This is a genomic window from Thiorhodococcus drewsii AZ1 (assembly GCF_000224065.1).
Lineage (GTDB): Bacteria > Pseudomonadota > Gammaproteobacteria > Chromatiales > Chromatiaceae > Imhoffiella > Imhoffiella drewsii.
Window position 1 is genome coordinate 1 of sequence record NZ_AFWT01000072.1, and the last position, 6,967, is coordinate 6,967.

The 6,967-nt window shown below is 65.5% G+C and carries 6 protein-coding genes; 4 read left to right on the forward strand and 2 right to left on the reverse strand.

What is annotated here, in order from left to right; translation table 11 throughout:
- Window positions 1-50: 50 nt before the first annotated feature.
- The gene (locus tag THIDRDRAFT_RS22505; protein WP_007043233.1) at window positions 51-470 is read right to left on the reverse strand and encodes a MerR family transcriptional regulator; all 420 of its coding nucleotides are present in this window, start codon (window positions 468-470) and stop codon (window positions 51-53) included.
- A gap of 90 nt (window positions 471-560) precedes the next feature.
- Between THIDRDRAFT_RS22505 and THIDRDRAFT_RS22510 the strand changes: the two genes are divergently transcribed.
- Together THIDRDRAFT_RS22510 and THIDRDRAFT_RS22515 are read left to right on the forward strand one after the other, a co-directional pair.
- Window positions 561-2,819: a heavy metal translocating P-type ATPase gene (locus THIDRDRAFT_RS22510; protein WP_139058875.1), complete on the forward strand. Its 2,259-nt coding sequence runs from the start codon at window positions 561-563 to the stop codon at window positions 2,817-2,819.
- 139 nt (window positions 2,820-2,958) lie between these two features.
- Window positions 2,959-4,908: a methyl-accepting chemotaxis protein gene (locus tag THIDRDRAFT_RS22515; RefSeq protein ID WP_007043235.1), complete on the forward strand. Its 1,950-nt coding sequence runs from the start codon at window positions 2,959-2,961 to the stop codon at window positions 4,906-4,908.
- A gap of 106 nt (window positions 4,909-5,014) precedes the next feature.
- Here THIDRDRAFT_RS22515 and THIDRDRAFT_RS22520 read toward each other — a convergent pair whose 3' ends face one another.
- Window positions 5,015-5,878, reverse strand: coding sequence for a DUF1186 domain-containing protein (locus THIDRDRAFT_RS22520; protein ID WP_007043236.1), 864 nt, complete (start codon window positions 5,876-5,878; stop codon window positions 5,015-5,017).
- A gap of 213 nt (window positions 5,879-6,091) precedes the next feature.
- On the opposite strand from THIDRDRAFT_RS22520, the gene THIDRDRAFT_RS24230 reads away from it, so the two are divergent.
- Window positions 6,092-6,742 carry a TetR/AcrR family transcriptional regulator gene (locus THIDRDRAFT_RS24230; protein WP_007043237.1) on the forward strand — a complete coding sequence of 217 codons (651 nt, stop codon included), beginning with the start codon at window positions 6,092-6,094 and terminating at the stop codon, window positions 6,740-6,742.
- Window positions 6,742-6,967: hypothetical protein (locus THIDRDRAFT_RS22530; RefSeq protein WP_007043238.1), on the forward strand; the 226-nt coding region annotated here is incomplete at its 3' end. The genes THIDRDRAFT_RS24230 and THIDRDRAFT_RS22530, both read left to right, overlap by 1 nt.

The window sequence follows — 6,967 nt, forward strand, 5'->3', positions numbered from 1 at the left end:
CGGAATAGCGATAGCGTATTCCGCCGAATGGAGACGGGAACGCCATGGACTCAATGCTCGCGATGACGGCAGTGACCGTGATCGCTGAGCACCTCCAGCACCCGACACTGATCGTCGCAGGCACGGCTGGCGCAGTCGGCGAGCATCTGACCGATCTCGTCACGCAACGCGCTGAGCCGCTCGATGCGCGCGTCGATTTGCTGCAGATGGGCGCGGGCGATGGCGTCGGCCTGGTGGCAGCTGGGTCCGCTGTCCGTCTTCAGGCTCAGCAGATCACGGATGGCGGAGATGTCGAAGCCGAGCTCGCGCGCGTGGCGGATGAAGCGCAGTCGCTGCACCGCCTCCGGCGGATAGCGCCGACGGTTGCTCGCGGTGCGCACCGGGGCGGGCAGCAGCCCGATCTCCTCGTAATAGCGGATGGTGGGGACCTTGACCTCGGTCGCCCGCGAGAGGTCGCCGATTCCAAACATGGGACTGATTCTCACTTGATGCTCTAGTGACTAGAGATTGTAGCCTCCTCGATCAGGACTCAAGCAATGTCGAGCGAGGTGAATCGAGTCATGCCAACTCAAGCGATCGAAACAGCGGTATCCGCACCCATGGAGACCCGGCTGCGGGTCGATGGGATGGACTGCGGAGCCTGCGCGAACAAGGTAGAGACGGCGCTTGGGCGCTTGCCTGGAGTGCATCGGGTCACCGTGTCGCTGGCGACCGACGAGGTACGGATCGGGCATGATCCGGACACCGATCTCGCGGCCATTCGCGAGACCCTCTCGCGTCTGGGCTTCAGCCCGCGCGAACCGGCACGCGACACGGCACCCGCTTGCGGTTGCGGCGCGACGTCCTGCGCCGCGCCCGAGAACAGCCGACCGGCACCCGAAATGCCCTGGTGGCGCAGCCGTCAGGGACTGCTCACACTGGGCACCGGTGCGCTCATGCTCTGCGCCTATGGCGCGGCGAGTCTGTTCCCCGCCTTCGAGCGGCCCATCTTTCTCGCGGCGGTGCTGCTCGGGTTGATCCCGGTCGCCCGGCGCGCCTGGACCTCGGCGCGGCTTGGCAGTCCGCTCTCGATCGAAACCCTGATGAGCCTGGCCGCGCTCGCGGCGGTGTCGGTCGGCGCCGAGGCCGAGGCGGCGGCGGTGCTGTTCCTGTTCCAGGTCGGTGAATCGCTCGAAGGCGTGGCGGCACGACGCTCGCGCGACGGGATCGGCGCCCTGATCGAACTCCTGCCGCGTAACGCCCAGCGCGAGACGGCGGACGGCTCGCTGGAGACGATCGCCGCCGAGCGACTGCTGGTCGACGACCGCATCCAGGTTCACGCGGGCGAGCGCATCCCAGCCGACGGCGAGGTGCTGGAGGGGATCGGCGGGGTCGACGAGTCCCCACTGAGCGGCGAGAGCCTACCCCAGGTCAAGCAGCCGGGCGAGACGGTCTTCGCCGGCAGCGTCAATCTCGAAAGTCGGCTGCGCATCCGCGTCACGGCCGACGCCACCGACAACACCATCGCCCGGATCGCCCGCCTGGTGCGCGAGGCGCAGGCGCGTAAGGCACCGAGCGCGCGCTTCATCGAGCGCTTCGCGCGGGTCTACACCCCGCTGGTGGTGGTCTTCGCCACCCTGGTCGCGGTGGTGCCGCCGCTGTTCCTCGGCGCGGTCTGGTCCGAGTGGATCTACCGAGGCGCGGCCATCCTATTGATCGGCTGCCCCTGCGCACTGGTGATCTCCACCCCGGCGGCGATCGCCGCCGGACTCGCCGCCGGTGCCCGTCACGGGCTGCTGATGAAGGGCGGCGCCGTGCTCGAAGGACTGGCGCGCATCAGTCGCGTCGCCTTCGACAAGACCGGCACCCTGACCCTCGGCCGGCCCCAGGTCACCGAGGTGATCGTCCTCGCCGGGACCCGCGAGCAGCTGCTCGAGCGCGCCGCAGCACTGAGCGCAGGCTCGGCCCATCCGCTCTCGCGGGCGATACTCACCCATACCGCCTCGGCCGGGATCGCGCCGGCCGCGCCCGATGAGATCCGAGCGCTGCCGGGACAGGGTGTGAGCGCCCAGATCGCGGGCCATGACTGTCTCCTCGGCTCGCTCGCAGCGGCACGCGAACGGCTCGACGACGACAGCGCGCTCATCGAGGCCGCCGAGCCCCAACTGGCCCTGGGTCGCAGCCTCTCGGTGCTGATCGAGGACGGACGCGCGCTCGGCCTGATCGCCATGCACGACGCCCCACGCGAGGACGCCCGCGCCGGAATCGCGGCACTCCAACGGCTGGGGATCTCCAGCCTGGTGCTCAGCGGCGATCAGCGCCCGGCGGTCGAGGCCCTGGCCGGCCCGCTGGGGATCGAGGCCCACGCCGGACTGCTGCCCGAGGACAAACAGCGGCTGGTGCGCGAGTTACAGCACGCCGGCGAGCGGGTGGCGAAGGTCGGGGACGGCATCAACGATGCCCCGGCGCTGGCCGCCGCCGAGATCGGCATCGCCATGGGCGGCGGCACCGAGGTGGCGCTGGAAACGGCCGACGCGGCCAGCCTGCACGGACGGGTCGGCGACGTTGCCGCCATGGTCCGGCTCGCGCGCCGCACCCTGCGGGTCATTCACCAAAACGTCGCCATCGCCGTCGGGCTCAAGCTGGGGCTGATGGTCACCACCCTGATCGGACTCACCGGACTCTGGCCAGCGGTGCTCGCCGACACCGGGGCGACCGTACTGGTGACGGCCAACGCCCTGCGGCTGCTGCGTGTGCGCGTCATCGAGTCTGAGCCTGCATCGACGCAACCGACGCCCCGACAGGATGCCCGAGCACACAGCTGCGCCTGCACCGATTGATGCGCACTGGGCCCAGGGAATGGCCTATCGTCATCCATAGTCCATGGCGGAACCGCAGACTTTTTGTGTTTGCCGAGGTCCAGGATATTGGCGAGAATCGCGAATACTCTGTGTATTTAGCGACGCTGGCTGGCGCACGATGAAGCACGAATCGACCTCTCAGGCGACAGGCATCCGGCTTCGAACCAAGATTGCCCTTGGCTTCGGGACCGTTCTTCTACTCATGACCCTGTCAGCCATCTGGGGCAGTCTCGGTCTCTCGCGTCTCATGGGGCTCAGCAAGGATGTGGTTCGGGACGATAACTTCAGGACCGAACTCGCAAGGCGCGAGATCGACCATCTGACCTGGGCCAGCCAGCTCAGCGCATTCGTCTTCGATAGCAACGTCCACCATTTGAGCGTTCAGCTCGACCCCAAGCAATGCGCCTTCGGTCGCTGGTATTTCAGTGCCGAGAAGGCTCGGGCCGAACAACGATTCCCCGCCATCGCCCCCGACCTGGAGGCGATCGATGAGCCGCACCGCCGCTTGCATGCCTCGGCGGCCAAGATCGCCGAGGTCTATCGCGAGGTCGACCCTCGGCTCGTCGAGCGCATCCAGGATCTCGAACTCGGGCACCTGAAATGGGCATCGAAAATCGAGACGGCACTGCTCAACCAGTCCAACAGACTCGATGTCGAAACCGATCACACCCAATGTCCGCTCGGACGATTCCTCTACGGCCCCGAGCGAGCCGCCTTCCGCGCCACCTACCCCGAGATCGACCGATCCCTCACCGCAATCGAGTCCGCTCACCAAGCACTGCATGCCAGCGCACGCGACCTAACGGCGATGTTGGAGCGCGGCGAACCGACCGGCGCGCGCGCCATCTTCGTCAGCCGGACACAGCCCGCCCTGACCGAGGTCCAACAAGGGCTGGAGCAAGTACAGGAGCAGGCACACAAGCGCATGCAGGGGGTTCGCGAGGCCGCCGCCATCTACAACGACGAGACGATTCCCCAGCTGCATCGCGTTCAGGAGAGATTGGGCAACATCGCCCAACTGGTGGCCGAGCACTCGGCCCAAACCCAGGGCGCGCTCAATCAGGATGGCCAGCAAACCCAATGGCTGCAACTGATCGTCGCCGCGATCTCGCTGGCCTTGGGCACCCTGCTCGCTTGGCTCATCATCCGCAGCACCCTACGCCAGCTCGGCGGAGAACCGGCCGATCTGGCCATGGCGACCCAACAGCTCTCGCACGGCGATCTGACACAAGAGATCGCGCTCCGAAAGGACGACCGCAGCAGTCTGGCGAGCCATATGGCAAAGATGATCGTGCAACTGCGACAAATCGTCACGGATGTCCGTACCGGCGCGGACAACCTCACCTCGGCGTCGGGCGAGGTCAGTGCAACCTCCCAATCATTGAGCCAGGGCGCAACCGAACAGGCCGCCAGCGTCGAGCAGACCTCCGCCAGTATCGCGCAGATGAAGGCATCGGTTCAGCAGAACAGCGATCATGCCCGATCGACGAGCCAAGTCGCGCGCCAGACCGCCGATGAGGCGCGTCAGGGTGGCGAGGCCGTCGCACGCACGGTCACGGCCATGAAGGACATCGCGGGCAAGGTGTCGCAGATCGAGGACATCGCCTACAAGACCAACCTGCTCGCGCTCAACGCCACCATCGAGGCGGCGAGCGCGGGCGAACACGGCAAGGGATTCACGGTCGTCGCGGCCGAGGTGCGCAAACTTGCCGAAACCAGCGGCGCGGTGGCGCGCGAGATCAGCGATCTGGCCAAGGGCAGCCTCGCCGTCGCCGAAGAGGCCGGGCAGAGACTCGAAGCAATGGTGCCGAGGATCATCGAGACCGCGAACCTGATCGGGGAGATCGCCGCCTCGTCGGCGGAGCAGACCGCCGGCATCCGTCAGATCAACGATGCCATGACCCAGCTCGACAGGACCACCCAGCAAAACGCCTCGGCCTCCGAGGAGCTGGCCGCGACGGCCGAGGAACTGAGCGCCCAAGCCGCGCTGCTCAGAGAGACGATAGCGTTCTTCCAGGTTGAGCGGACACGGCTGGAGACGGACCGGAGAGAAAACACATCCCGCTAAATTGCATCCACCCAAGGATCCCATACGCATCACGTTTGAACGGATCGTTCAGCCGTCCCAAGGTCCACTCGCGCCATGGGTCCCTTGCGCCGATTCCGAGCGCCCGTCACTGCAAACAGCACTTCTTGTATTTCTTTCCGCTCCCGCAGGGACAGGGATCGTTGCGGCCGACCTTGACCGACTGGATCGGCGTGTGCGGTACAAACGTCGGAGCGGGTTTGGCAACCTTGGGGGTATCCCGGATATAGGCCCACCAGTTCATTTCGGACACCGTATCCTCGATCGGCCCCTTTTCCTTGGCCGAGCGCGTCGCCTGATCCTTATCCTCGGCCATCGCCCGCTCGACACTATCCATCTGAATGAAGAAGGTATCGACCAAACCGTCGGCGAAGGCGCGCTCGATTTCGGGCAACAGTTCCTCCGGATACAGGTCACAACAGGCCGAGACAAGCGCGCCCCAAAGGAAATCCGAGTCGCGCTCCAGCTTGCCATTGAACAGCGACCGGAAATACTCGATGACAGGCTCGCGCTCCAGCTCACCCCATTCGACGAGAGCGACCAGCGTCCGCATGCAGGCGCTCCGCACATATTCGTTCACCTCGCGATCCTCGATCATCCCCTTGATCGGGTCTAGATCGCCGCCGCATACCGAGGCTAGCACTCGATACAGATCCTCGGTCACAAAATCCTCGGCCAGATCTAAACAGAGATCGCCAGGCGCGGAGAACAGCTTCACGACCAGCGGGTAGGCGGCCCGCTCACGAAACTGCGCCAGGAGATAAAGGGCATACATATGCAGCATAGCGCCTTGGGTATCGGCAACCTTCCGTGGGTCATCGGCCGCCGATCGAAGGCAGTCCAACAGGACCGGAGTGATCGCCTCCCTCTGCTCCACTGCGGCACGCACGGCAGCCTCCGGGAACGTGCGATCCATGGTTTCGAGTTGCTGTTTGATGTCTTCGATATTCATATTCACTTCGCTCTATGACCGTTGAATGACCGAGACCGACTCGGGCGCGCAAGCATAACGCCTCCCTTTCGTTCCGACAGCCGAGCCGAATCGGTCACTTCGCGCAAACAATAGACCGCGAGCAGGATAGGACATGAGATCGCTGTCCGCACACGCCGATTCAGCGTCACGGATACCGTTGACATAAAAATTAAACAGTCGTTTAATTTAATCATGACCAAGACGACCACAGGCCCCGGACGACCCAGACGCAAGGATCCGGACGCGGTGCGCCAGGCGCTGATCGCGGCGGCGCGCGATCACTTCGCCCAGGGCTCGTTCAAGACGGTCTCGGTGCGAGAGATCGCACGGGCGGCTGGGGTGAACCAAGCGATGGTGAACTACTACTTCGGCGACAAGCGGGGGCTCTACGAGGCGATGTTGGAGGAGACCATCGGCCCGCTGATCCGGGTCCTGGAGGAGGCCGAGGCACGTGGCGAGGTCGCCCGGCTGGAGGATCTGATCCCCAGACACGCGGCGATGCTCGCGGCCAACCCCTGGCTGCCCAACCTCATCATCCGCGAGGTGCTCTACGGCGAGTCCGACTTCCGCAACCTCTTCATCGAGAAGTTCGCCTCTCGGGTCGCCGGCGCGCTGCGGCGCGCCATCGATGGAGGACGGGACAAGGGCGAACTGAGGGACGACCTGGATCCCCGATTCGGCACGCTCATCCTCTTCAGCCTGACCATCTATCCCTTCGTCGCCCGGCCCATCGTCGAGCGCGCCATGGAAATCCCGATCGACGACGCCTTCGCCGGACGCTGGTCCGAGCAGATTCTGCAGCTCCTGGCCCCATCCAAGCCACCACCGGAGGACGACGACTGATGCGCACCGTTACGCTATTGATCGCACTCTTCGGCCTCGCCGGCTGCGTCCAAGATTCGAACACGGCCGTCGGCACGCTCGAATGGGATCGGGTCGAGCTGATCGCCGAGCTCTCCGAGCCGATCGTCGAGATCCGGCACCGCGAGGGCGACCAGCTCGCCGAGGGCGAGGTCATCCTGAGACTCGATCCGCGCCGGTCACAGGCGCGTCTGGACGCGGCACGGG